This window comes from Sphaerotilus montanus, assembly GCF_013410775.1.
GTDB classification, from domain to species: Bacteria; Pseudomonadota; Gammaproteobacteria; order Burkholderiales; family Burkholderiaceae_C; genus Sphaerotilus; species Sphaerotilus montanus.
The window spans coordinates 1,328,333-1,351,604 of sequence record NZ_JACCFH010000001.1 but is presented as its reverse complement, the minus strand read 5'-3'; the positions used below and the strand labels follow the sequence as shown (position 1 = coordinate 1,351,604).

The 23,272-nt window shown below is 65.8% G+C and carries 21 protein-coding genes and 1 pseudogene; 7 read left to right on the top strand and 15 right to left on the bottom strand.

What is annotated here, in order from left to right; genetic code table 11:
- Positions 1 to 2: 2 nt before the first annotated feature.
- The 3 genes from BDD16_RS05955 to BDD16_RS05945 form a co-directional block, all read right to left on the bottom strand.
- Positions 3 to 1,127 carry a porin gene (locus tag BDD16_RS05955; protein WP_179633098.1) on the bottom strand — a complete coding sequence of 375 codons (1,125 nt, stop codon included), beginning with the start codon at positions 1,125 to 1,127 and terminating at the stop codon, positions 3 to 5.
- Between the two features lie 90 nt (positions 1,128 to 1,217).
- Positions 1,218 to 2,192: a Bug family tripartite tricarboxylate transporter substrate binding protein gene (locus BDD16_RS05950; RefSeq protein ID WP_179633097.1), complete on the bottom strand. Its 975-nt coding sequence runs from the start codon at positions 2,190 to 2,192 to the stop codon at positions 1,218 to 1,220.
- A 73-nt stretch (positions 2,193 to 2,265) separates the two neighbouring features.
- Positions 2,266 to 3,201: a dihydrodipicolinate synthase family protein gene (locus tag BDD16_RS05945; protein WP_179633096.1), complete on the bottom strand. Its 936-nt coding sequence runs from the start codon at positions 3,199 to 3,201 to the stop codon at positions 2,266 to 2,268.
- Positions 3,202 to 3,344: 143 nt separating this feature from the next.
- On the opposite strand from BDD16_RS05945, the gene BDD16_RS05940 reads away from it, so the two are divergent.
- Entirely contained in the window at positions 3,345 to 4,259 is a 915-nt protein-coding gene (locus BDD16_RS05940; protein ID WP_179633095.1) for a LysR family transcriptional regulator, read from the top strand.
- 31 nt (positions 4,260 to 4,290) lie between these two features.
- On the opposite strand, the gene BDD16_RS05935 is transcribed toward BDD16_RS05940, so the two are convergent.
- The 3 genes from BDD16_RS05935 to BDD16_RS05925 form a co-directional block, all read right to left on the bottom strand.
- Positions 4,291 to 6,051 carry a putative bifunctional diguanylate cyclase/phosphodiesterase gene (locus BDD16_RS05935; protein ID WP_179633094.1) on the bottom strand — a complete coding sequence of 587 codons (1,761 nt, stop codon included), beginning with the start codon at positions 6,049 to 6,051 and terminating at the stop codon, positions 4,291 to 4,293.
- A gap of 68 nt (positions 6,052 to 6,119) precedes the next feature.
- A complete protein-coding gene (locus BDD16_RS05930) occupies positions 6,120 to 6,374 on the bottom strand; it encodes an ATP-binding protein (RefSeq protein ID WP_179633093.1) in 255 nt (84 codons plus the stop codon).
- A 12-nt stretch (positions 6,375 to 6,386) separates the two neighbouring features.
- Complete coding sequence (locus BDD16_RS05925; protein WP_179633092.1) at positions 6,387 to 6,797, bottom strand: winged helix-turn-helix transcriptional regulator; 411 nt, start codon at positions 6,795 to 6,797, stop codon at positions 6,387 to 6,389.
- A gap of 133 nt (positions 6,798 to 6,930) precedes the next feature.
- Here BDD16_RS05925 and BDD16_RS05920 point away from each other — a divergent pair, with 133 nt between their 5' ends.
- Together BDD16_RS05920 and BDD16_RS05915 are read left to right on the top strand one after the other, a co-directional pair.
- Complete coding sequence (locus BDD16_RS05920; RefSeq protein WP_179633091.1) at positions 6,931 to 7,782, top strand: SDR family oxidoreductase; 852 nt, start codon at positions 6,931 to 6,933, stop codon at positions 7,780 to 7,782.
- Positions 7,783 to 7,896: 114 nt separating this feature from the next.
- Positions 7,897 to 8,280, top strand: a complete 384-nt coding sequence (locus BDD16_RS05915; protein ID WP_179633090.1) for a VOC family protein — start codon at positions 7,897 to 7,899, stop codon at positions 8,278 to 8,280.
- Positions 8,281 to 8,523: 243 nt separating this feature from the next.
- Here BDD16_RS05915 and BDD16_RS05910 read toward each other — a convergent pair whose 3' ends face one another.
- Positions 8,524 to 10,950, bottom strand: a complete 2,427-nt coding sequence (locus tag BDD16_RS05910; protein WP_179633089.1) for a two-component system response regulator — start codon at positions 10,948 to 10,950, stop codon at positions 8,524 to 8,526.
- Positions 10,947 to 12,374: a sensor histidine kinase gene (locus BDD16_RS05905; protein ID WP_179633088.1), complete on the bottom strand. Its 1,428-nt coding sequence runs from the start codon at positions 12,372 to 12,374 to the stop codon at positions 10,947 to 10,949. The genes BDD16_RS05910 and BDD16_RS05905 overlap by 4 nt, the downstream gene beginning before the upstream one ends.
- 27 nt (positions 12,375 to 12,401) lie before the next feature.
- Here BDD16_RS05905 and BDD16_RS05900 point away from each other — a divergent pair, with 27 nt between their 5' ends.
- Positions 12,402 to 12,713 (top strand): hypothetical protein, encoded by a 312-nt coding sequence (locus BDD16_RS05900; RefSeq protein WP_179633087.1) that lies wholly within the window; start codon positions 12,402 to 12,404, stop codon positions 12,711 to 12,713.
- On the opposite strand, the gene BDD16_RS05895 is transcribed toward BDD16_RS05900, so the two are convergent.
- Together BDD16_RS05895 and BDD16_RS05890 are read right to left on the bottom strand one after the other, a co-directional pair.
- Positions 12,646 to 12,996: a nucleotidyltransferase family protein gene (locus tag BDD16_RS05895; RefSeq protein WP_179633086.1), complete on the bottom strand. Its 351-nt coding sequence runs from the start codon at positions 12,994 to 12,996 to the stop codon at positions 12,646 to 12,648. The genes BDD16_RS05900 and BDD16_RS05895 overlap by 68 nt on opposite strands.
- Positions 12,993 to 13,421 (bottom strand): nucleotidyltransferase substrate binding protein, encoded by a 429-nt coding sequence (locus BDD16_RS05890; RefSeq protein ID WP_179633085.1) that lies wholly within the window; start codon positions 13,419 to 13,421, stop codon positions 12,993 to 12,995. Before BDD16_RS05890 ends, BDD16_RS05895 begins: the two co-directional genes overlap by 4 nt.
- A gap of 188 nt (positions 13,422 to 13,609) precedes the next feature.
- On the opposite strand from BDD16_RS05890, the gene BDD16_RS23265 reads away from it, so the two are divergent.
- Together BDD16_RS23265 and BDD16_RS05880 are read left to right on the top strand one after the other, a co-directional pair.
- The gene (locus BDD16_RS23265; RefSeq protein WP_218897712.1) at positions 13,610 to 15,535 is read left to right on the top strand and encodes a DEAD/DEAH box helicase; all 1,926 of its coding nucleotides are present in this window, start codon (positions 13,610 to 13,612) and stop codon (positions 15,533 to 15,535) included.
- 238 nt (positions 15,536 to 15,773) lie between these two features.
- Positions 15,774 to 16,451 carry a hypothetical protein gene (locus tag BDD16_RS05880; RefSeq protein ID WP_179633084.1) on the top strand — a complete coding sequence of 226 codons (678 nt, stop codon included), beginning with the start codon at positions 15,774 to 15,776 and terminating at the stop codon, positions 16,449 to 16,451.
- Positions 16,452 to 16,574: 123 nt separating this feature from the next.
- On the opposite strand, the gene BDD16_RS05875 is transcribed toward BDD16_RS05880, so the two are convergent.
- Positions 16,575 to 17,654, bottom strand: coding sequence for an IS5 family transposase (locus BDD16_RS05875; RefSeq protein WP_179632624.1), 1,080 nt, complete (start codon positions 17,652 to 17,654; stop codon positions 16,575 to 16,577).
- 138 nt (positions 17,655 to 17,792) lie between these two features.
- Between BDD16_RS05875 and BDD16_RS05870 the strand changes: the two genes are divergently transcribed.
- On the top strand, positions 17,793 to 18,671 hold the full coding sequence (locus BDD16_RS05870; RefSeq protein ID WP_179633083.1) for a DUF3037 domain-containing protein: 879 nt from the start codon (positions 17,793 to 17,795) through the stop codon (positions 18,669 to 18,671).
- A 133-nt stretch (positions 18,672 to 18,804) separates the two neighbouring features.
- On the opposite strand, the pseudogene BDD16_RS05865 reads toward BDD16_RS05870, so the two are convergent.
- The 4 genes and pseudogenes from BDD16_RS05865 to gyrB form a co-directional block, all read right to left on the bottom strand.
- Positions 18,805 to 19,022 (bottom strand): annotated as a pseudogene (locus tag BDD16_RS05865) (hypothetical protein); the annotation flags it as partial.
- Between the two features lie 2 nt (positions 19,023 to 19,024).
- A complete protein-coding gene (locus BDD16_RS05860; protein ID WP_179633082.1) occupies positions 19,025 to 19,873 on the bottom strand; it encodes a DUF3037 domain-containing protein in 849 nt (282 codons plus the stop codon).
- Between the two features lie 10 nt (positions 19,874 to 19,883).
- Positions 19,884 to 20,615, bottom strand: a complete 732-nt coding sequence (locus tag BDD16_RS05855) for a HipA family kinase (RefSeq protein WP_179633081.1) — start codon at positions 20,613 to 20,615, stop codon at positions 19,884 to 19,886.
- Positions 20,616 to 20,629: 14 nt separating this feature from the next.
- Positions 20,630 to 23,182, bottom strand: coding sequence for a DNA topoisomerase (ATP-hydrolyzing) subunit B (gyrB, locus tag BDD16_RS05850; RefSeq protein ID WP_218897711.1), 2,553 nt, complete (start codon positions 23,180 to 23,182; stop codon positions 20,630 to 20,632).
- Positions 23,183 to 23,272: the final 90 nt, after the last annotated feature.

The window sequence follows — 23,272 nt, the reverse complement described above, 5'->3', positions numbered from 1 at the left end:
CACTAGAAATTGTGGCGAACGCCAAACTCGAAGGCCGTCGAGGCTTTGCCGCCGAAGTAGTTCGTGGCCGTCGACAGCCCGCTGGTCGCCACTCCGCCAGGGACCGAGAACGCTGCACCGGCCTGGTTGGACAGCCGCGCCACATGCCCATAGAGCGCCGTGCGCTTCGACAGGTTGTGGACGTAGCCGGCACCCCAGAGACTGGCATCGTTGGCGTTCAACGCCGCGGTGGCACCGCTTTGGTCGGCATGGACGTAGCTCAGCTTGATCGTGCCCGCGCCGACCGGAATCTGGACGCCCAGCAGCGTATTGGTCGTCGTGTCCGACACGTAGCTCCACTTGCGCTGCGCGACGCTGACCCGCGCAGGTCCGAAGTTGTATGACGCACCCCAGGCCTGATCGGTGAAGGATCGACCTGCATTGGCATTGCGCGTCTGGTATCGGGCCAGTGCCACGTCGACCGTCTTGTTGGTCCATCCGAGTCGGCCGCCCGCGCCCCGCGTGGCACCGGAGCCAGCGGTGCCACCCTCGCCCGCGCTGACCATCAGCGCGCCGTAGACGCCGCCGAGGGTGTTTGGCAGAAAGTATTCGACCGCATTGTTGACACGCAGCGTCGGGTTGGCCGCTGCGGCCGCGGCGCTGGCACCGAAGGCCTGGCCCAGCGCGCGCGACACGAAGACGTTGCGGAAGGAGTTCGCGCTGGCAATCCCCAGCGTGGTGAACGGATCGAATCCGGACCACACCAGATGCGTCGGTGCCCAGTCACGCCCGAGGCGCATCTCGCCGTAGCGCTGGTGGCCCAGCTCGACTGTCGAGCGCCGATCCCAGAAGGGGGCATTGGCTGTTCCGGTATTGGCTCCGATCGTGGCGTCCAGAAAGAAGCCGGCATGGAGCCCGTTGCCCAGGTCTTCCCGCCCACGCACGACCAGCTTGCTGGTGAGGTTGGAGCCACTGACCTGTGAACGCAGGGTGCCGAGGTCGCCGTTCTTCACCTGGCGCAAGGCGAGATCCATGGTTCCAGCGATCGTGACCTGGGAGGTCTGTGCCTGCGTGGTCGGTGCCGCCAACAGGAGGGCGGCGCTGGCGGCCGTGAGGGCGACGCCTGCATGGTGGGCAAGGTGGTGCATGAACATGTCTCCGGAATGCCGGCGCTGCGGCCGGCTTGTGTTGGTTCGACTGGATCGGCCCCGCCGCGCGCGGGCGGCCGGGCCGCGCCTTCACTCAGGCTTGAAGCCGGCCGACCGCAGCAGTTCGGCGCCTTCGGCGACTTCGGCTGCGATGTGACTCCGGAACTGGCCGGGCGTCTCGGTGACCGGCTCGAAACCCAGGTTGGCGAGCTGACCAGACCTTGCCAGCTCGGCCGTGGCGGCGTTGATCGCCACATTCAGGGCGGCGATCCGGTCGGGCGGTGTGTCCTTCGGCGCCCAGACGCCGTACCACGACTCGAAGACGAAGTCCGACAGGCCGCTCTCTCGAAACGTCGGCAGGTCCGGTGCCAGGGAGCTCCGCTTCGCCGAGGAGACGGCCACGCCCTTCACCTTGCCGGTCCTGGCCATCTGCTGAAGCGCGATCATGGAGTCGAGCAGCAGATCCGTGTGACCGCCGGCCACGTCCATCAGCGCTGGCTGCGTGCCCTTGTACGGCACGACCGTGAAGTTCACCTGTGCCTGCCTGGCCAGCTTCAGCGTCGCCAGGTGGCTTGGCGCGCCGGAGGCTGGAATGCCTGCGGTCCATTTGCCGGGCTCCTTCTTGACCGCCGACACGATCTCGTCGAGTCCTTTCTGCGGTTTGCTGGGGGACATCACCAGCATCAGCGGCGCGGTGCCGGTGCGCGCGACGGGCGCGAAGTCGGTCTGCGGGTCATAGGGCGGCTTGCTCAGCACCTGCTTCGCGAGCACGTGGGTGGCGGCCGAGAAGAGCAGCGTGTAGCCATCGCTGGTCGACGTCTGCACGAACTTGCCGCCGATCGTGCCGCTGGCACCGGCCTTGTTCTCGACGACCACGGTCATGCCCAGTTGCTTGCGCAGCTGCTCGCCCAGCAGGCGGGCGGCTGCGTCGACCCCGCCGCCGGCCGCAAACGGCACGACGATCAAGAGCCGCTTGTCACGCTCTGGAAAGGTGCCCATCGTCTGCGCGAAAGCTGGCAGGCTGGCAGCGAGCACGCCAGCCACCAGAAGATGGATGAGTCGCATGGTGTCTCCTTTGAATCCCGACGGATGGCGGGACGGCGCGTCAAGGCGCCGTCCCCGAGGCAGCCCTGCAGCCTCAGACGACGCGGTCCAGGCCAGCCAGGCCCATGGCGTCGGCGATCTCCCGCTCGGCACCTTCGGCCAGCGGCAGCAGCGGCGAACGCACCGTCGCGTGGTCGAGGATGCCACGCGCCACCAGGGCCCACTTCAGCGCCACCGAGCCTTCCATGTGCGAGCCGCGGTGGTACACGTTGGCCGTCACCGGCAGCAGCCGGTCGTGCAGTTCCCGTGCTTTCTTGTAGTCCTTGGCCTTGCCGGCGGCGATCATCTCGACCAGCAGTTCCGGCGCGATGCAGCCGTAGCCGACCAGTGCGCCGTCCACGTCGAACATCGTGTGCAGCAGGTACTCGTCGTGGCAGGTCAGGATCTGCAGATCCGGGCGTTCCTGGCGAATGACCGGAATCTCGCGGTCCCAGCGCTTCATGTTCCGCACGCCGTTCTTCATCGCGAAGACGCCGGGTTGCGCGGCGATGTCGAGCTGGGTCTGCAGGTCGTAGGTGCACTTCGTGGCGTCGGGGTACTGGAACAGGATCAGCGGCAGGCCGCTGGCCTCGTGGATCGCCTTGTACTTGTCCTGCGGCGCGCCCTTCTGGTAGCCGAAGCGCAGCCAGCCGTGCGAGGGGTAGACCAGACCGGCCTTGGCCCCCGCCTTGACGGCGCGCTTGGCTTCCTCGGCCGCGACCTGCGTGCCTTCCAGCGTGATGCCGGCAATGATGGGAATGCTGTCACCGACCGATTCCCGGAACGCTTCGATGACCTTGAACTGCTCGTCGCGTTCGAGGAAGGTGCCTTCGCCGGCGTGGCCGAGCACGGTCAGGCTCTTGACGCCAGGCACGCTGGCGAGCCAGCGACCCAGGCGCTGGATCGCGGCGTAGTCGACGGCGCCGTCGCGTGTGAAGGGGGTGATGGGCGCAGGGTTCAGGCCGCGCATGTCGAAACCGGGCTTGCTCATGGGTATCTCCTTGAAGAACGTGCGGTGTGGGGCGAGTTGTTGGGCGAGTGAGTGCACTGTAGGCACCGATGTCTTCTGCCGGTAGATAGACTTCACATCATTCAGACTTGCCTATTTTGGCAACTCGATCAGGGGGAACCCGGATGAACATCACAACGGTGAAGCTGTTCCTGGAAGTGGCCGAGGCCGGCAGCCTGAGCAAGGTGGCGGCACGGCGGCAGACCGTGCAGTCGCACGTGAGCCGGCAGATCACGGACTTCGAGCAGCAGTGCGGCGGCCGTCTCTTCCGCCGCACCGGCCGCGGCGTCGAACTCACGGAGCAGGGCGCACGCGCCGCCAGCCGGCTGCGCGCGTGGTTGCAGGCCACCGAGCAGCTGGAGCAGGAACTGCGGGAAGAGGCGGGCCAGCTGATGGGGGAGGTGCGTCTGGGCATCATCCCGTCGGCGGCGCATCCGCTGGTCACCCACCTGTTCACGCACCTGCGGGCTGCGCACCCGGCGATACGGCTGAACGTCGCCGAAGCACAGGGGTCCGAACTCGACGCGATGCTGGACAGCGGGGCAGTGGACCTGGCCGTGCTCTTCCGCTACAGCAAGCCGACCGGCAGCGACGAACGGCAACTGTGCGTGGCCCACACCTTCCTGGTGGCCGCTCCCGGCGATGTGCTGACGCAGGCGCCGACGGTGAACTTCTCCACGCTCAAGGGCTTGGCGCTGGTGCTGCCCCGTCGGCCGAGCCACTGGCGCAATGCGCTGGACGAGACGGCCCGAGGGCTGGGCTTCCGGCTGGAGCCGGTGGCTGAAGCCGATTCGCTCACCGTGCAGAAGGAGCTCGTGGCGCGGACCCCCGGCCTGTACTCCGTGCTCGGGCCCTATTCGATCGCGAGCGACTTGAAGGCTGGACGGGTGCAGGCCAGTCGGCTGGTTCGGCCGGAACTGTGCCGTCACGTGGCGCTGTCGTTTCCCAGGCAAGGCAAGCTGTCACCGGCTTGCCGAGTGGTGGCCCTGACACTGGAGCGCCTGGTGGAGTCGTGGGGGGACCAGTTGACCGAGCCCTGAGCCTGGCTCCCGAGGCCGCTCCTGGTGGGCGTCAACGCTCGGACACGGTGCTGGTGCCAGCGCTGATGCTCGCCGCGGGCACGGCCCGCGCGACCACCCAGGCCTCCAGCGCCTCGGCGTCCATCGGCCGGGCGAACCGGTAGCCCTGCAGGGCGTTGCAGCCGAGTGATTTCAGGTAGGCCTGCTGCTGCGGGGTCTCGATGCCCTCGGCGATCGTGCGGTAGCCCAGCGCGTGGGCCATGCCGATGATGGCGCGGATGATGACCTCGCTCTTCTGGTTCTCGCCGATGGCCATCACCAGCGAGCGGTCGATCTTCAGGTCGTCCATCGGCACCCGCGACAGCTGCGACAGGTTGGAGAAGCCGACGCCGAAGTCGTCGATGGCGATGCGGATGCCGGCCTCGCGCAGCGTGCTCAGGCGTTCCTCGACCTCGGCGGTGGCGGACATCGCGATCGACTCGGTGATCTCGACCGACAGCAGCGTGGCGGGAACCTGCGCCTGCCGGAGCGTGGCGAGCAGCTGGGGCACGAACTGGGGACTGGCGAACTGCGAGGGCGAGACATTCACCGCGACCGGGCGCCGGATGCCCGCCTCAAGCCAGAGGCGGCACTGCGCCACCGCCAGCGCGATCACCTGCTGGCCGAGCGCGCCCATCAGGCCTGCCTGCTCCGCCACGTCGATGAAGGCGGCCGGCGCCAGCAGGCCGCGCTGCGGATGCTGCCAGCGCACCAGTGCCTCGACGCCGGTCAGCGCCAGGGTGCTGGCATCGACCTTGGGCTGGTAGTGCAGCAGCAGCTCGCCGCGCTGCAGCGCCAGCCGCAGCGCCGACTCGGTGTCGGTGCGCGCAAGCAGGGCCTCCCGGATGTCCTGGTCGAAAAACACCAGCCGCTCGCGCTGGTCGCGCCTGGCGCAATGCATCGCCAGGTCGGCGAAGGTGAGCAGATCGGCCGCGCTGCCCGTGTCCTCCGGGGTCAGCGCGATGCCGACGCGCGGATGGGCGATCACGTCCTGCGTCCCGATGCGGAACGGCTCCTGGAAGGTGCTGACCAGACGCTCGCCGAGCGCGCGCAGCGCGGCGCGGTCGGTCATGCCGGGCAGGATGGCGACGAACTCGTCGCCGGTGAATCGGGCGAGCACCAGGTCTTCCGGCAGGCGGTCACAGGGACTGCCGAAGGTGTCGGTGCAGGGGTCGAGCGTCTGCAGCGTCCGGCCGAAGCCTTGTTCCAGGATGCGCTGCGCGGCCTGCCGCAGCAGCTCGTCGCCGCCCTGGTGGCCGAGCCGGTCGTTGATGTGCTTGAAGCCGTCCAGACCGATGAAGAAGATCGCCGCCTCGAAGCGCCCCTGCCGCTGCGGCGCCAGCGCATGGCCGAGCAGGTGGTCGATGACGCTGCGGTTGGGCAGCCCGGTGACCGCGTCGGTGTAGGCCAGGGTGTTGATGCGCAGCAGGTTGGCGTTCATGCGCTGCGTCATCTTGCGGAAGCTGCTGGCCAGTCCGCCGACCTCGCAGGCGCAGTCCACCGTCACCGGGCTGTCGAGCGTGCCCGTGGCGATGGCCTCCGTGCTGTCCCGCAGCGACTCGATCGAGCGGGTGAACTTGCTGGCCATCCAGAAGGTGATCGAGGCGACGGCGCAGGTCAGCAGCAGCAACGAGGACAGGCCGGTCTGCGTCAGGCCGTCCGCGTGGCCGATCAGGTGTTCGCGCAGCAGCACGCCGACGATGGTCAGCACGGCGCTGGCCAGTGCGAACCGCCAGCGGATGCTGTTGAGTCCCTGTCCGTATGGCGTGTCCATGTCTCCCGAACCAGATCGTGTGCAGCACCCGCTGCCCGTGGCGTCCAGCCCGTGCCGGTCGCCGCAATTCAAGGGGAATATCGGTCCAGTTCGCGCGTGCTTGAGCTGGAATCCGGTGGCTGCACCTTGTGCATCCGGATCGCGCCGAAGGGACAGCGCACCGCGCACTGCGCGCAGCCGGTGCAGCCCCCGGTGTCGTCCAGCACCGAGCGTTTTTTCCACTGCACCACCTGCAGCGACAGCACATGCGGCGGACAGACCGCGATGCACCAGCCGCAGCCGGTGCAGCGGGCCGGATCGATCCGGGGCAGGGCGATCGGCACGGGGCGCGCGGTCTAGGCCTCGGCCCGCGCCGCCCGGGTCTGGAGGATGGTGGACAGGTTGTGCTCGATCCAGTCGGCCAGCGTCTGCACCTGGCCCGCGATCTCGGTGCCCATGGGCGTGAGGCTGTACTCGACATGCGGCGGCACGACGGGGAAGGACGTGCGCAGCACAAAGCCGTCGCTCTCCAGCGCCTGCAGCGTCTGCGCCAGCATCTTCTCGCTGACGCCGCCGATCTTGCGGCGCAGTTCGCTGAAGCGGTGCGTGCCGTCGAGCAGCGCCACCAGGATCAGCACGCCCCAGCGGCTCGTCACGTGCTGCAGCACCTCGCGTGACGGGCAGGCCTCGGCAAAGAGGTTGCCGCGCCGCAGCTGCTCCTGCAGGGAGAGGGTCGGCGCGGGGGCAGGAGAGGAGGGCGCGTGCATGCGGGAACTGTACGGCGCCCGCGTGCGCCCCGCCAGCCTGGTTGTGGATTGTTTACTTACTTTTTGGTGTGTACTTACTTTTGGTAAGTGTTCTGGCTAAGCTGGCGGCTCGTTCTATTCAGGAGTTCTCGCCATGATCGTCGTCACCGGAGCCTCGGGCCAACTCGGCCGCCTCGTCATCCAGTCGCTGCTGAAGACCGTGCCCGCCGCGGGCATCGTCGCCGCCGTGCGCCAGCCCGCTGCGGTCGCGGACCTCGCCGCGCTCGGCGTGCAGGTCCGCCAGGCCGACTACGCGCAGCCCGCCACGCTCGACGCCACCTTCCAGGGCGCCACCAAGGTGCTGCTGATCTCGTCCAGCGCGCTGGGCGAGCGTGTCGCGCAGCACGGCAACGTCATCGACGCCGCCCGCCGCGCCGGCGTCGCGCTGCTGGCCTACACCAGCCTGCTGCACGCCGACACCTCGCCGCTCGGCCTCGCCGCCGAGCACACCGCGACCGAAGCGCTGCTGCGCGCGTCGGGCGTGCCGCATGTGCTGCTGCGCAACGGCTGGTACACCGAAAACTACCTCGCCAGCCTGCCCGCCGTGCTGCAACACGGCGCGGTGATCGGCAGCGCGGGCGAGGGCCGCATCGCCTCCGCCGCGCGCGCCGACTATGCCGACGCCGCCGCCGCGGTGCTGACCCGCGACGACCAGGCCGGACAGGTCCATGAACTGGCGGGCGACACGTCGTACACGCTGGCCGAGTTCGCCGCCGAGGTGGGCCGCCAGACGGGGCGCGCGATTCCGTACGTCAACCTGCCGGAAGCGGATTACCGCGGCGCGCTGCTGGGCGCGGGTCTGCCGGAGCCGTTGGCGCACCTGCTGGCGGACTCGGACGTGGGCGCGTCCAAGGGCGGGCTGTTCGACGACGGCCACCGGCTGAGCGCACTGATCGGGCGGCCGACCACGGCGCTGGCGGCGATGGTGGAAGCGGCGTTGCGCTGAGCTGGGGCTGGGCGAGCGGGTGGATCCTCGCTGTCGCGAGGATGACGGGGTGGGGGGTGGGGGCGGTGCTAGGCTGGTCTGGCAACCATTGCAACAGGACCACAGGAGACCCCCATGTTTTCGCACATCATGCTCGGCACCAACGACCTCGACCGGTCCAAGGCGTTCTACGACGCCGTGCTCGGCACGCTCGACGTGCCTCCCGGCGGTGTCGACCGCTACCGCATCTTCTGGCGCACCAAGACGGGCGTGTTCTCGGTGAGCCTGCCCATCGACGGCCAGCCCGCCACGGTCGCCAACGGCAGCACCACCGGCTTTGCCTGCCAGTCGCCGGAGCAGGTCAACGCCTGGCACGCGGCCGGTCTGGCCAACGGCGGCACCACCTGCGAAGACCCGCCCGGCCTGCGCGAAGGCCCGGCCGGCAAGCTCTATCTGGCCTATCTGCGCGATCCGGACGGGAACAAGCTCTGCGGGCTGTACCGCGTGCCGCGCGGCTGATTCTGGTCAGGGGGCATCCGAACAAGGTTCCTCCTCGGTCCTGCTGCTGGTCCGTACCGCAGCAGCCAAGGACATCAAGTCGCTGATCGGCCGCAGCGTCCAGCGGATGGTGCAGGCCGTGGCGGTGTTCAAGCTGTCCCGACAGGATGGGCCCGTGCAAACAGCCCACCAGTGACCGTTTTCGCTAGGCAGAACTTTGCGCGTCGGACTCAGGAAGCCTGCGACCAGCGATGCGGTGCGGGTTCAATGCGAAGCCAGCCAGCCCATGAAGTCCGGTGCGCTCATGGCTTTTGCGAACAGCCAGCCCTGAGCTTCCTTCACGCCGATGCGCAGCAGGTATTCCTGTTGTCCCTGGCTTTCGACACCTTCGGCAATGAGCTCCAGACCCAGCGCATCGGCCATGGCTGCGATGGCGCGCACGATCGCCTGGTCCGACGCATTTCCAACCACATCACGGACGAAGGCGCGATCCACCTTGAGTCGGTGCAAGGGCAATATCTTGAGAATCGACAAGGATGAGTAGCCGGTGCCGAAATCATCCAGTGCAATCTTGACGCCCAGTTCGGCGATCCTGCTGAGGCGATGCTCGATGTGAGTGACCCGTTGCAGGGCAGTTTCCGTCACCTCGATCTCGAGTTCCCTGGGGTCCATGCCCGTCGCCTTGAGTTCACGCGCCAGATCTTCAGCGAATTGATCGTCCTGAAGCTGCAGCGCAGACACGTTTATGGCGAGTCGGCCTTGAACCAGTCCGTCGCGCTGCCACTGCGCCCAGGTGGTCAGCGCCTTGTGCAGAACCCAGCGACCCAGGGCCTGGATAAGCCCGCTTTCCTCCGCTACCGGAATGAAGCGATCGGGGCTGATCACCCCCAAGGTTGCGGACTGCCATCGCAAAAGTGCCTCCGCACCCACCATGGTTTGCCCGTCCAGGGTCACCAGGGGTTGAAAATGGAGGCTGAGTTCGCCGTTGGCGATGGCCTGCAGCAGTCCTTGCTCGACGGCAAGGCGTTCATTCGCCGCCTCGGCCATCTTGGGACTGTAGCGAGCGTAGCGATTCCGACCGGCGCCCTTGGCGGCATACATGGCGATGTCGGCCGCACGGAGCAGCGCGTCGGGTGTGGCTCCGTCGCGCGGGTAAAGCGCGATGCCGATACTGGCAGACACCTGCACCGAAGAACCTGTCGCGAGGGCAAATGGTTCCCACACCACCCGCAGCAGTCGCTGCGCCAGCGCATCGATGTCTGCGTCACGCGCCGACCGGACCAACAGCAGGAACTCGTCGCCTCCCAGTCTGATGGCCTCGTCACCTTGGCGCAGCACGCTGCGGAAGCGATCGGTCATGTTGACGAGCAGCGCATCGCCCGCGTCGTGACCCAGGCTGTCGTTGATGACCTTGAATCCGTCCAGATCCAGGAAGAGAAGCGCGGCATCGTCCTGACCAGTCGTTGGTGGGGGCAACGCCGTCAAGATATTGCGCAGCTGGTTGCGATTGCCAAGCCCGGTCAACGGGTCGTGATAGGCGAGATGCTGAACCTGGGTCTCGGCCGAGCGCAATGCAGAGATGTCTGTGAACGTCAGGACCCGGTTGCAGACGACGCCGGCATCGTCACGCACTGGCGCCACGTGTTCCCATGCGGGAAAGGTGCTGCCATCGTGCCGCTGGCACAGGATCTCGGCATGGCCGAGGAAGTCCAATGGAGTGTCTTCCAGCAATTGGCGGTCGCTGTTGCGCCTGGCGTGCAGAAAGTCGTTGGGATGCTGCCCCCGGATTTCGGCGATTGGCCAGCCCGTCAACCGAATGAAGGCCGGGTTGGCCGTGGTGACGTGTCCCTGCGGGCCGAGTATCAGGATGGCATCGGCGGCCGACTCAAACACGACGATTGCCTGGCGCGCGCTCTCTTCTTGTTCCACTTGCCTCGTGACGTCGCGGCATATGCCGACGATCGCCAGTTCAGTGGCGAAATAGCTGGCGTGTACCTCCAGCCACCGCGTGGGCATGCCTGCATCCGGGGCGCGCCATCGCGTGACCATGTGCAGGTCGCCACCCTGGTCCAGCAGATGCCTCACCTTGGCCTGTGCATCTTCGGTGAGATACAGCAGGAACTCCCTGACTTCCATGTGCAGTGTCCGCACCGATCTGTCGGCGATGGGCGGGAAGTGCCCGTCGATCTCGATCAGGTCGGTCCCTTCATTCAAGGTCACCACACCCATCTTCGCGGCGTCCAAGGCAAGCCGCAAGCGCCGCTCGGCCTGAAGGCGCCCGCGGGTAGCGTGTATGCGGGCGAGTGCCATCTGGACCGTGGCGTTGAGTTCGCGTTGTCGAACCGGTTTGACCAGATAGCCGTAAGGCGCCACTTGCCCCGCTCGGCGCAGGGTCTCGCTGTCAGCGTACGCAGTGAGGAAGACCACCGGCACGTCGGCAAATCGCGCGATTTCCTCGGCAGCGTGGATACCGTCGCCTCCACTGCCCAGGTTGATATCCATCAGAACCAGGTCGGGCCTGTACGACATGGTCAGGCGCACGGCTTCATTCTGGTTCGAGGCCGTGCCAACCACCCGGAAGCCCAGTGATTCGAGCGTCAGGGTCAGGTCCAGCGCCACGATGCGCTCGTCTTCGACGATCAGAAGGCTGGCCGCGGCAGAAGCGCCGTAGACACCTGCGGGTAGTGTCATGACGGCCTGACTCCGGTTGGCAGCAGCAAGGTGAAGACTGAGCCCGGTTGGCCTGCCATCGGCCAGCGCATTTCGGCGCCCAGCTGCTCGGTCAGCAACGTGACCAGGCGCAGCCCCAGACTCGAGAAGGTGCGAAAGTCGAAGCCTGCGGGCAGCCCTTTCCCGGTATCCGCCACGGTGACCGCGATGCGTTGATCGCTCCATTCCGCGCGCACGGCGACTTCGCCTTGCCCGTCGACGCCAAACCCGTGCTTCAGCGCGTTGATCAGCAGTTCGTTCACCACCAGTGCGACCGGTACCGCCTGATTCAGGTCGATGCTCAATCCCGAGTCCGGAGCATCCACCCGAAGGTCCACACGGTGTCGGATCTCCCCGTGTGCGTCGCGCAGGCTGGCCATCAACCGACGTAAATAGGGCCCCAGTTCCAGTGTCGAGAAATCGTTGCGCTCGTAAAGAAGCTGGTGGGTCAGTGCCATGGCCACGACGCGATTCTGGCTGTCCTGCAGGGCCTGACTGGCTTCAGGCGCCACGTTGCGGGCCTGCAGGTTCAGCAGGCTGGCGATGATCTGAAGGTTGTTCTTGACCCGGTGATGAACCTCCTGCAGCAGGACGGTTCGCTCCCGCAACGCGGACTCGGTCCGCTGCTGGGCTGCCAGCCGGTCGGAAATGTCGATGGCAGACGGAATCAGGTGCGTGATGCGGTCGTTGTCGTCCCGCATCGGGACGAGCATGAAGTCCAGCGTCATGCGCGTGTCGTCCACCATGCGCGCCGTCACATCCTTGCGCACCACCTGACCCTGTGCCGCCCGCACACAGGCCTGTCGCATCCAGTCCTGGATCTCGGGCGAATAGCTCCACCAATAGGTTTCCCAGAAAGGACGGCCCAGGACATCCTGCGCGTCAATGCCGGCCGCCTTCAACGGCGCCCGGTTGGCTTCGAGCAGGGTGCCGTCGGGTGACATCACCCCGACGAAGGCGAACAGGCTGTCCAGGACGCGGCGCAACTGCTTTTCGCTGTTGGCCAACGCCTGCTCTGCCAGCAACTTGGCCGTCAGGTTGACGGCTTGGACGTAGACCCCGCCGACAGTTCCGTCTTCCATTGGGATCGGGAGGTAAGTGGCCTCCCATTCGCTGAGCGCACCGGGAGCATGCGGCATTTCCACGCTGACTCTGAACTCGGCGTGGGGTGCGCTGCCTTCCAGCACGCCATGCAGCAATGGGGCCAATATCGGGTAAGCCTCTGGCAGGATCTCTTCAACGGTGTGGCCAAGGTGGTCCTCGATCGAGCAACCATTGAAAGCGGCCAGGGTCTTGTTGATGAACACGTAGCGGAGCCCACGGTCCAGCACGGCTTTGCCGACCGGCGAATCGGCGCTAAACACGGCCTGTACCGTAGCCAACCAGAGGGGGTCAAATCGGTCCATGGCCAGTTTTATCCAATGCTGATTGGCGTGCCCGAATTGATTTTTACACTAAAAATGGCAGGCACTCAATGTCGCGCTGAGCGTCGTGCCATCCACCACATCGAGCGACAGCGCATCACCGGTCCGCACTGGGACGAGTTTTTCCCGCCGACCACCACGCTGACCCGCGAGGATCTGGCCGAGGCGCTGGACCCGGCCGCCTTCCAGGCGCGCCGGCATGACCTGCTCGACCCGGTGGAAAAGGCGCTGAACCTGCGCACCCTGTTGGGTGTCAACGCGCTGACGGTTTTTGCAGCAGCAGGTGTTCAGCGGCGAGGCGCTCGCGGAAGGTTGTGCTGAGCGTCGCGCTGTCCACCACATCGACGCGCCAGGGCAGGTCCGATTCCGAGAAGGCTTCAGCCAGCGTCGCCTGCTCGTCCAGCGACAGCGGCGCCGGCCCGATCACGGCCAGATCCAGATCCGACCAAGGCTTAGGCGGGTGGGCGCCGCCCCCCGCGCGGGAACCGAAGGCCCAGACCTCCCGGTCCGGCACGAGCCGGGAGAGCACGTTCCGGACGATCTGCAGATGCCGCGGCTCGATTGCGAGCCGGGCCGCCAGCCCGTCCGTGTCTCGGGGATTCATGTCCGCCGCTCCAGCGCGTTGAGCAGCGCACGGGCATCGGTCAGGAACGGTCGAACACCTTCGTAGACCTGCCGCGCCTTGGCCAGATCGTAGGTGTGCGACGTGGTGCCGCGCATCTGCCGGTAGCGGAACCACGCTTCTACATCGCCGATGAGCCCCTTCTCGGCCCCGACGCGCAGCAGGTCGCGGAAGCCGAGCTGGTCCGTCTCGCCCGGCGTGGCCGACTCGGCCTCGATCTGCCGGCGCAGCATCTTCATGCCCAGCTCGTAGACGAACTCGAAGTTCTGGATCACGCCCGCGAACAGCGTGTTGCGCACGGCTGCCGACTGGTTCTGCAGCCACGCCTCGTCGGCGACGACTTGCAGGCTGTCTTCCAGCGAAGTCAGGGCCTGGCGCAGCGGGGAGAGGTCGAGGGTGAAGGGCATGGGCGCGAGCGTATCGGACAACCGGGGTGGGCGCCAATCGTGTCGAGCGCTGGCCGCTCGTTGCTTGTTCGTGAAATATCTGTCATTTCCAGCCGTCCAGGCTGGGTACGGCTCCGGCCCGCCGGGTGCCCTATGGTCTGCTGATCTCCTGAACAAGAAAAAGCGATTCACGCTTCGGGAGTGCAGACGTGGCCATCTTTCCGCAGGGATACCAGAACATCGCGGCGCGTTGCCGCAACACGGAGGACGGGGGCGCCGAGCGGCGCGTGCTGCGGCAGCTTCAGCGCTGTCTGGAGGACGACTACCTCGTCTGGCACAACGTGCCCGTGGGCAACAAGGGCCGCTTGCCGGACTTCGTGGTGCTGCATCCGGGCCGCGGCCTGCTGGTGCTGGAGGTCAAGGGCTGGCGGGCTGGCGCGCTGCACCATGTCTCGCGCCACGATGTCGAGCTGAACCTGGCGAACGGGCAGGGGCGGGTGAGCAAGATCCACCCCGGCCTGCAGGCGCGCGGCTACGCGATCGAGCTGGTCAACCAGATGCAGCGCGACCCTGGCCTGTGCCAGACCGAAGGGCGCCACAAAGGCAGTCTGGTCGTGCCCTGGGGCTGCGGCGTGGTGTTCGCCAACATCGAGCGCCAGCGCATCACCGATCCGCGCTGGGACGAGTTCTTTCCGCCGGCCAACACGCTGACCCGCGAGGATCTGGCCGAGGAGCTGGATCCCGCCGCTTTCCAGGCGCGGCTGTGGGGCATGTTCACGGTGGAATTCCGCCTGAAGACGGCGCTGACCCTGCCGCAGCGCGACCGCATCCGCTGGCACCTCTTCCCCGAGATCCGGCTGCAGACGCAGGCCTCGCTGCTGGACGACGACGACGCGAGCGGGCCGGGTGCCACGGTGGCGCCGTCGCCGAGCGAGGCGCTGATGCTGGTGATGGACCTGCAGCAGGAGCAGCTCGCGCGCTCGATGGGCGAGGGGCACCGGGTCATCCACGGCGTGGCCGGGTCGGGCAAGACGATGATCCTCGTCTACCGCGCCCAGCAGCTGGCCGCCGCGGCGCGGCCGGACTGGCCGATCCTGGTGCTTTGCTACAACCGGCCGCTGGCGGCGCGCATCGACGCGCTGATGCGGCAGCGGGGGCTGGACGAGCGGGTGCAGGTGCGGACCTTCCACGGCTGGTGCTACGACATGGCCGACACCTACCAGCTCGGCATCCCGAAGAAGGGCTTCCGGCCGGACTACGACGCGCTGGCCGACCGGGTGGTCGAGGCGGTGGCGCATGGCCGCATCCCGCGGGCGCAGTACGCGGCGCTGATGATCGACGAGGCGCACGATTTCGAGGATGCGTGGCTGCGGCTGGCGCCCCAGTTGGTCGATCCGGCGACGAACTCGCTGCTGGTGCTCTACGACGACGCGCAGTCGATCTACCGCCAGCCGCGCCGCAAGTTCAGCTTCGCCAGCGTCGGCATCGAGGCGCGCGGGCGCACGAGCGTGCTGAAGGTCAACTACCGGAACACGGCCGAGGTGCTGAAGCTCGCCACCGCGACCGCCGGCCAGTTGCTGCGCGGCGGCGAGCCGGACGGGGTGGGCGAGGGCGACAGCGACATCGTCCAGCAGACCCCGCTCGGCGCCGGTCGCAGCGGCCCCGCGCCGGAACTGCTGCGCGGACGCACGCCGCGCGAGGAGGCCGAACTGGTCGCCGACCGCCTCGTCGATGCGCTGACGGACGGCGTGTCACCGGCCGACATCGGCATCCTGGCGCGCCGGCATGACCTGCTCGACCCGGTGGAAAAGGCGCTGCACCTGCGCGGCATCCGCACCCAGCGCCTGCAGCGCGCGGGGACGTGGGAGCCGGACAGCGTCAAGCTCACGACGCTGCACGCCTCCAAGGGGCTGGAGTTCCACACCGTCGCCATCGTCGGGCTGCAGGCGGTGCCGGACGCGCACCACAGCGAGGAGGAGGAATGGCGGTTGCTGTATGTGGCGATGACGCGGGCGACGTATCGGCTGGTGTTGGGGGCTTGTGGGGAGTCGGGGGCGGTGGAGAAGGTTGCGCTCGCGCTGGGCGAGCGGGCTGGCGTCAGGGAGGAGTATTCGCCTGTCGTTGCTCAAGTCTGACTGAAACTTGGGTAGGTGCTTGCTACGCTGCGACAAAAAAATCGTAGGTATGGCCTTGCTTGGTTTTCATATTGGGTACACTTTTGTGCTGGCCGCGATCTACAGATCGAGCGCGACGCGATGCATTTGTTCGAGAGCGGATCTCAGCTCCTAGACACTTCTACAGTAAAATCTAAAAAATTGTTGCCGCGCAAAGACCATAGGGAGCCGTGGCGTCATAAAATCGAGACCTCAATAAATGACGATGTCACTCTTTCCGGTTGACGTGGCTAGCGAGATCACTAGCGGGCTGCCTAGTTCCGCCGACCTAAAGGTGGTCAGCATTGGTCGTGATGGGTTCGAGTACGCAACTAAGCGACAGTCTGATGGTGCTGATTTGCCCGCTTCGGAGTGGTTTTGCTACCACCTCGGCTACAGACTCCAAATTGCATTGCCACCGTGTGCAGTTCTCCGCAATGGCAGCGAAGAACACTTCGGCTCTCGATTTGAAGGAGGAGTATTCCAGTGGTCGGATATTCCCCCGGAACAGCGTGAACCTCTGCTCCAGGGCGGAGTTGCGGCAATTAGTCGCATATTTGCCCTTGATCTGTTTGTGGCGAATGACGATCGACACCTAAATAACTTCCTGTTCCGCTCTCAGAGGCTGGCCGGCGATCATACTGTGATTGCGATGGATTTCTCCCGGGGACTTCTCATGCGCGGTTGGCCCGTTGACCCTGTGCCGATGCCATCCAACACGACCACCATGATGAACATCATGACGCTAAGAAAACACGGCTTGTGGAGTTCGACCGACGCAGCCTTGACGCTCAGCAGCATTGCGACCGTCACTTCGAGAGAGGTTCAGGAATGGCTGACGGCGATGCCAGGTGCTTGGTTGTCTGCTGTGCGCATCAATGCCATTGGGCACTTCTAGAAACCGGCCCTGCAGCCCTGAACCTGGTCTGAGCCTGCACAAATCCAGCTCAGACGAGCAGTGGATGACGGCGGCGAGCCCCTGTCCCCGCCGCCGCGGTGCCCCGCGACGGGGTTTTTCCCCTCACGCGGGCTGTGCGGACGGACCTGCGCTCTTGACCAGCCACACCAGCCTGCGCGCGTTGTAGGCCGCGCACTGCAGCGTGATCGCCAGCGCATTGCGCGCCAGCGTCATCGCCCGCACGCACTTGCCGCCCTGCTGGCTCAGCGCCGCGAACACGTGCTCGACCCGCGCCCGCGTGCGGTTGATCGTCTTGTTGCGCTGCTTGAGTCGAACCTTGGCCGTCTGCCCTGGCTTGGCGCGACGCGCGATGCCGTCGGCCAGTCCGTGCTGCTGCAGCGTCTGACGGTTGGCCGCGCTGTCGTAGCCCCGGTCGGCCAGCAGCCGCTTGCGCGTGTTCGCCACCTGCAGCACGTCGGGCAGTTGCTGTCCGTCGTCGGCGTTGGCCGCCGTGATCTTCATCTGGCGGATCAGCTTGTAGCGTGCGTCCACGTTGCCGTGCAGCTTGTAGCCGTAGTACGACTTGCCGTGCTTTTGCGTCCAGCGCGCGTCCCGGTCGGTGTGCGCCAGGCGCTTCTTGCTCCAGCCCTCGGGCGCCTCCCCCTTGTTCAGCGCATCGCGCTCCCGGGCGTTGGCCTGCGTGATCGGCGCCTGCACGATGCTGGCGTCCACGATCTGCCCGCCCCTCGGGATGAAGCCGTGCCGCTGCAACTGCTGGCTCAACGCCTCGAAAATCGCCCGGCCTCCCAGCCCGCCTTCGGCCAGCCGCTGCCGGAAGTTCCACAGCGTGCGTGCGTCCGGAATGTTCAGCGCGCCGTCCAGCCGGCAGAACCGCTGGAAGCTCATCCTGTCCAGCACCTGGTGCTCGCACTGCTCGTCCGACAGGTTGTACAGCCCTTGCAGGAACACCATGCGCACCAGCGCCTCGGTCGGGTACGGCGGGCGTCCGCCCTTGCTGCGGTCAGCGCGAGGGCAGGCCTTGTCCACCGCCGCGGCCATCGCTGCGAAGTCGATCAGTTCGTCCATCGCCGCCAGCGTCTGTACGTAGCCCTCCAGCTTGGCCTTGCGCTGCTGCACCACGAACAGGTCGTCCGCGGCCTCCTCAGGAAAGAAGCTCGATGGCTTGGTGCGGGGTGTGATCATGGGGCGGTATCTTGCCGCAGCGCGCGGCTCAGGCGGCGGTCAGGGTCGGTTTCTAGAAGTGCCCCATTGTCAAGTGGTGGGAGTCGCCGGCGTTCAACCAGCGGCTGATGGACTGTGGCATGCTTGTGTAGTCAGATCATGAGCGAAAAAATTCCCTTCACACTCCTGCAGATCGTGCCCGACAGGCTGCGAGGGGAGGTCTTGAATGTCGGGATCGTCCTTCACACCGACGCTGGCCCGGATCTGCGTCTTCGCATGCTTCCAAGTAGGCTTAGCGCATTGATGCCTAACTACTCGCGTGTCAACTTGGAAGAGTGGCAGCACTCGTGGCTCGCGGCAATTCAACGGTTCGACAGTGCAGATGAGCGTTGGCTGTGGCTCAAGCAAGCCATGGCGCCGCTACGGCTTTCTGAAACGGGCGGGACGATCACTAGCGAGAATGCCGAAGACCTTGAGGTGCAGGTCGAGCGCTTGCTTGAGCGCCTCGTGATGCCGCCGCGCAACGTTGCCACAATTGTGAAGTCGCGTGCGCGCCGTTCAGGTTTGAACGCGCAACTCACCGCTTGGCTTCGGACTCAGCACTTGTATTCTTCGAAACTGCAGGATTTATCCAAAAATCGGGTTGTATCCGGATATCCGCTGAGCTTAACTGAAGAACTTTTTGCGGAGTTTGCTCTTAAGAACGGTGCCGTCCATGTGATCGAAACGCTCGATCTCAGAGGGCACAATAGTTACACGAAGCCTCTTCGCAACGAAGCTAGCCATAAGGCTCTGGTGCTCGATCTTGCGCAGGATGAACTTCAAAAGAGTAGTCAGCGTATCGCTATCGTAGCTGCTGATGACTATTCGACGATGAAGCCAGCCGTCTCGATGTTGAGTCGCAAGGCGAGCGTTGTCGTCAGCATGGAAAGCGCAAACGACAGACAGTGGCTGGCGGATTTTATCTCGAAGTCGTTGCATCTTTCGACGCTACTTGATCCCATAAGCGAGACACCACTGGTTTCTGCTAGAGCATGAGGCTGCTCTAGCTCGCGAAGCTTAATTTAGAGGTGCAGCTAGTCGATTGAGGATTTTCAAGATCGTATTATCTGATAGGTAAATGGGTCCAATATAACTGAGCCTATTTACTTCTCTTTTAATTAGATATGAATCAAGCGTAGATATTGGCTGCCCGCAAGGCATTGGTCTCGATGAAGTCCCGCCGAGGCTCCACCTCATCCCCCATCAGCATCGTGAACACCTTGCCCGCCTCGACCGCATCCTCGATCTGCACGCGCAGCAGGCGGCGCACGTTCGGGTCCATCGTGGTTTCCGCTCGGGGTTCATTTCGCCCAGGCCCTCGAAGCGCTGGCGGCCGACAGCGTTTTCGATCAGTGAATCTGTCCCCGCGCAAACGCCAGAATCTGTCCCGCCTGCTCCACCCCACTGACCTGCACCGAGAGTTCCCGCAACTCCCCCACGATGTCGCGGTAAGCCAGATGCCGCCGCTCGTCCTCCGGTGGCGGCGCCTCCGTCGTGACCAGCACACCGTGGTCCGGCATGGCGCCCAGCCGCTTCAGGCGACGCAACCGTTCCGCCCAGCGCCCACCGTGTTCGTAGATCTGCTGCGGGTCGGGCTGCGTCAGGTCCAGCGGCTTGATGGCGGCCAGCGTCTGGCCATCCTGGCGGTGGACCAGCGGGAACGGCACCTGATAGTCCGGCGTACCGACCTCGTCCGCGCGGAACAATGCGTTCAAGCGCCGGTCCTGCTGCAGCGCCTCGCGCACGAGCCGCACCATCGCGTCTTCCCGACGGCTCTTGGTCTCCTCGCTGCTGCGCTGCACATAGCGTGCGAAGACCTGATCCAGCAATTGCCGCGGATCCTCCGTCATCGCCACCCGCAGCGGCGCGTAACGGACCATGGTCTCCCGAGGCTGCACGAGATCCTGCACCAGCCGCAACGCCAGCGCCTCTTCCCGGCACCCGCTGGCGAATTGCCGCTGGTGCAGGTGGTCCCGCAGATGCGCCAGTTCAGCCTCCACCTCGCGCCGCACCTGGGTGAACAGCTCGCGGTTGAACTCCTCGAAGAACTGCGTGATGCGCCGGTAGCGGGTGATCAGCCGGAAATCGAAGAAGCCCAGCGCCGGACAGGCCACCACCACGCCCATGTTCGCGAACTCTCCCGAGTCCGACTGCGGCAGCAGGCGCACGAGGGTGTAGTGGGCGATGTGGCGGGCCATGGTGGACAGGTCAGGAGGAAGGGGCGCTGTGCCAGAAGTCGGGCTGATCGGCACGGTGCAGCACGGACTGGATTTCCTGCAAGGTGATCCGGGGCGTACCGTCTTCCGTGAACACCCAATTGTGCGGCAGTTCACGCCAGAACTCTTCTGCGCGGGCGGCCACGGCTGTGAACCGCTGCGCGTACTCGGCTTGCCGCACCAGGTCGCTGGCGATCGTGGGCCACTCGGCGCGGAAGATGTGCCAATCGAGGAAGCTGGCAGCGTCGAACTGGCGATCGAAGGCGTTGTTGTGGTCAATCACCACGGGTCGAGCCGTCGTGCTCTGCCACAGCAAGTTGGGGCGACCCGCGGTGTCTCCCAGTTGCCGATCCTCGTTGCGAACCCACCAGTCGAAGGCCAGCAGATCGCGGCGAAAGTCTGCGTGGCAGTGCCGTATCAGTGAAGGTTCGAATTCGTGAACAGAGGTGGCTACTCGGGAGCCGAATGCCAGTCCTGGCGCCAGATCGTGATCGCCATAGGCCTTCACCAGCCCCTCGTCGAGTTCCACTTGCGCAAACGGCGCGATCGGCAGGCCGAGTGCCTCGGCGAGCCGACCAGCGATCCACTCACACACGACGGAGCGCCAATGGGCACCGACGCTCTTGACGTAGTAGTGATGACCGTCGTCAGCCAGACACCGGAAGGGCCGCGTGATGCCCTGGTCGGTGCGGCCGAGGATTTCGATGATCAGAGGAGGGGCCATGACGGACCCCCTCGTCACGCATCGATATTCGCCGCCCTCAACGCATTTGTCTCGATGAACTCCCGCCGAGGCTCCACCTCATCCCCCATCAGCATCGTGAACACCTTGTCCGCCTCGATCGCATCCTCGATCTGCACGCGCAGCAGGCGGCGCACGTTCGGGTCCATCGTGGTTTCCCACAGCTGCTCGGGGTTCATTTCGCCCAGACCCTTGTAGCGCTGGCGGCCGACGGCGTTTTCGGCCTGCGTCATCAGCCAGGCCATCGCGGCGCGGAAGTCCGCCACCTTGACCTGCTTCTGCCGCTCGCCTTCCCCGCGCTTGGTCACCGCGTCTTCGCTCAGCAGCCCCTTGAAGGTCACGCCCGCCACGCTCAGCGCCTCGTAATCGGCGCCATGCACGAAGTCGGCGGTGATGACGCTGCTCTTGATGTTGCCGTGGTGGCGGCGGCTGATGCGCAGGAAGTGCTTGTCGGTGCGCGGGTCGATCTCGGCGCTGACCTCGGCGTCGTGCAGCGCAGCCTTCAGCGCGTCGGCGCTGGTGGTCGCCGCTTCCGGCGTGTCGAGGTCGAGCGTCAGGCCGTCGCTGATCGCGCGCAGGGCCTCCACGTCCATCCAGTTCGACAGCCGCGCGATCACGTTCGTCGCCAGCAGGTACTGCCGCGCCAACTCCTCCAGCGCCGCGCCGCTGATCGGCTCGCGGCCCGCGCCCGGCTCGACGATGGCGCTGTCCAGCGCGACCTTGAGCAGGTAGACGTCCAGCTCGCTGCCGTCCTTCAGGTACTGCTCGTGCTTGCCGTGCTTGACCTTGTAGAGCGGCGGCTGCGCGATGTAGATGTGGCCGCGCTCGACCAGATCGGGCATCTGCCGGTAGAAGAACGTCAGCAGCAGCGTGCGGATGTGCGCGCCGTCCACGTCCGCGTCGGTCATGATGATGATGCGGTGGTAGCGGAGCTTGTCTGGGTTGAAGTCGTCGCCGCCCATGCCCTGGCCGATGCCGGTGCCCAAGGCGGTGATGAGCGTCAGGATCTCGTTGCTCGACAGCAGCTTCTCGTAGCGGGCACGTTCCACGTTCAGGATCTTGCCGCGCAGCGGGAGGATGGCCTGGAACTTCCGGTCGCGCCCCTGCTTGGCGGAACCACCGGCGGAGTCACCCTCCACGATGTAGATCTCGCACAGCGCCGGATCCTTCTCCTGGCAGTCCGCCAGCTTGCCCGGCAGGCCCATGCCGTCCAGCACGCCCTTGCGCCGCGTCATCTCGCGCGCCTTGCGGGCGGCGTCGCGGGCGCGGGCGGCGTCGACGATCTTGCCGCAGATGGTCTTGGCGTCGGTCGGGTTCTCCAGCAGCCAGTCGGTCAGCAGGCGGCTGACGATGTCCTCCACCGGGCCGCGCACTTCGCTCGACACCAGCTTGTCCTTGGTCTGGCTGGAGAACTTCGGCTCCGGCACCTTGACGCTGACCACGCAGGCCAGGCCTTCGCGCATGTCCTCGCCGCTGATCTCGACCTTGGCCTTCTTGGCGATCTCGTGGTCGTCGATGTACTTGTTCATCACCCGCGTCATCGCCGCGCGCAGGCCGGTCAGGTGCGTGCCGCCGTCGCGCTGGGGGATGTTGTTGGTGAAGCAGAGCACGTTCTCGTTGTAGCTCTCGTTCCACTGCATCGCGACTTCGACACCGACGTTGGTCTGGTTGTCGCTCATCTTGTCGCCACGGGCGTGGAAGATGTTCGGGTGCAGGACCTTCTTGCCCTTGTTGACGAACTCGACGAAGCCCTTCACGCCGCCGGCATAGGCGAAGTTGTCTTCCTTGCCGTTGCGCTCATCGACCAGGCGGATCTTCACGCCGTTGTTCAGGAACGAGAGTTCGCGCAGCCGCTTGCTCAGGATCTCGTAGTGGAAATCGATGTTCGAGAAGATTTCCAGGTCGGGCAGGAAGTGGACCTCGGTGCCGCGCTTGTCGGTCTCGCCGATGACCTTCATCGGACTGATCTCGAAACCGTCGCGCCGCTCCAGCACGCGGTCCTGCGGCACGCCCTGGCGGAATTCCATGAAGTAGGCGTGGCCCTCGCGGCGCACCGTCAGGCGCAGCCACTTCGACAGGCCGTTCACACAGCTCACGCCCACGCCGTGCAGACCGCCCGAGACCTTGTAGCTGTTCTGGTTGAACTTGCCGCCCGCGTGCAGTTCGGTCAGCGCGATCTCGGCGGCCGAGCGCTTCGGCTCGTGCTTGTCGTCCATCTTGACGCCGGTCGGGATGCCGCGGCCGTTGTCGGTGACGCTGATCGAGTTGTCCGAATGGATCGTGACGACGATGTCGTCGCAGTGACCGGCCAGCGCCTCGTCGATCGAGTTGTCCACCACCTCGAAGACGAGGTGGTGCAGGCCGGTGCCGTCGGAGGTGTCGCCGATGTACATGCCCGGCCGCTTGCGCACGGCCTCCAGGCCTTCGAGGATCTGGATGCTGCCTTCGCCGTAGGCGGCGGAGATTTCTGCGGCGGTCTGCGCCGGGGGCTCGGGGACGATCGGTTCCGAGGGGATGGGCTGCTGGGACTGCTGGTTTTGGTCGGTCATGTCACTCACTCACCGGGGTTGGCGGCTGTCGCCGTCGCCCTTGCAAAAATGCCGAAGCGGGCCGGGGCCCGCTTGCGTGTCGCGCGTGTG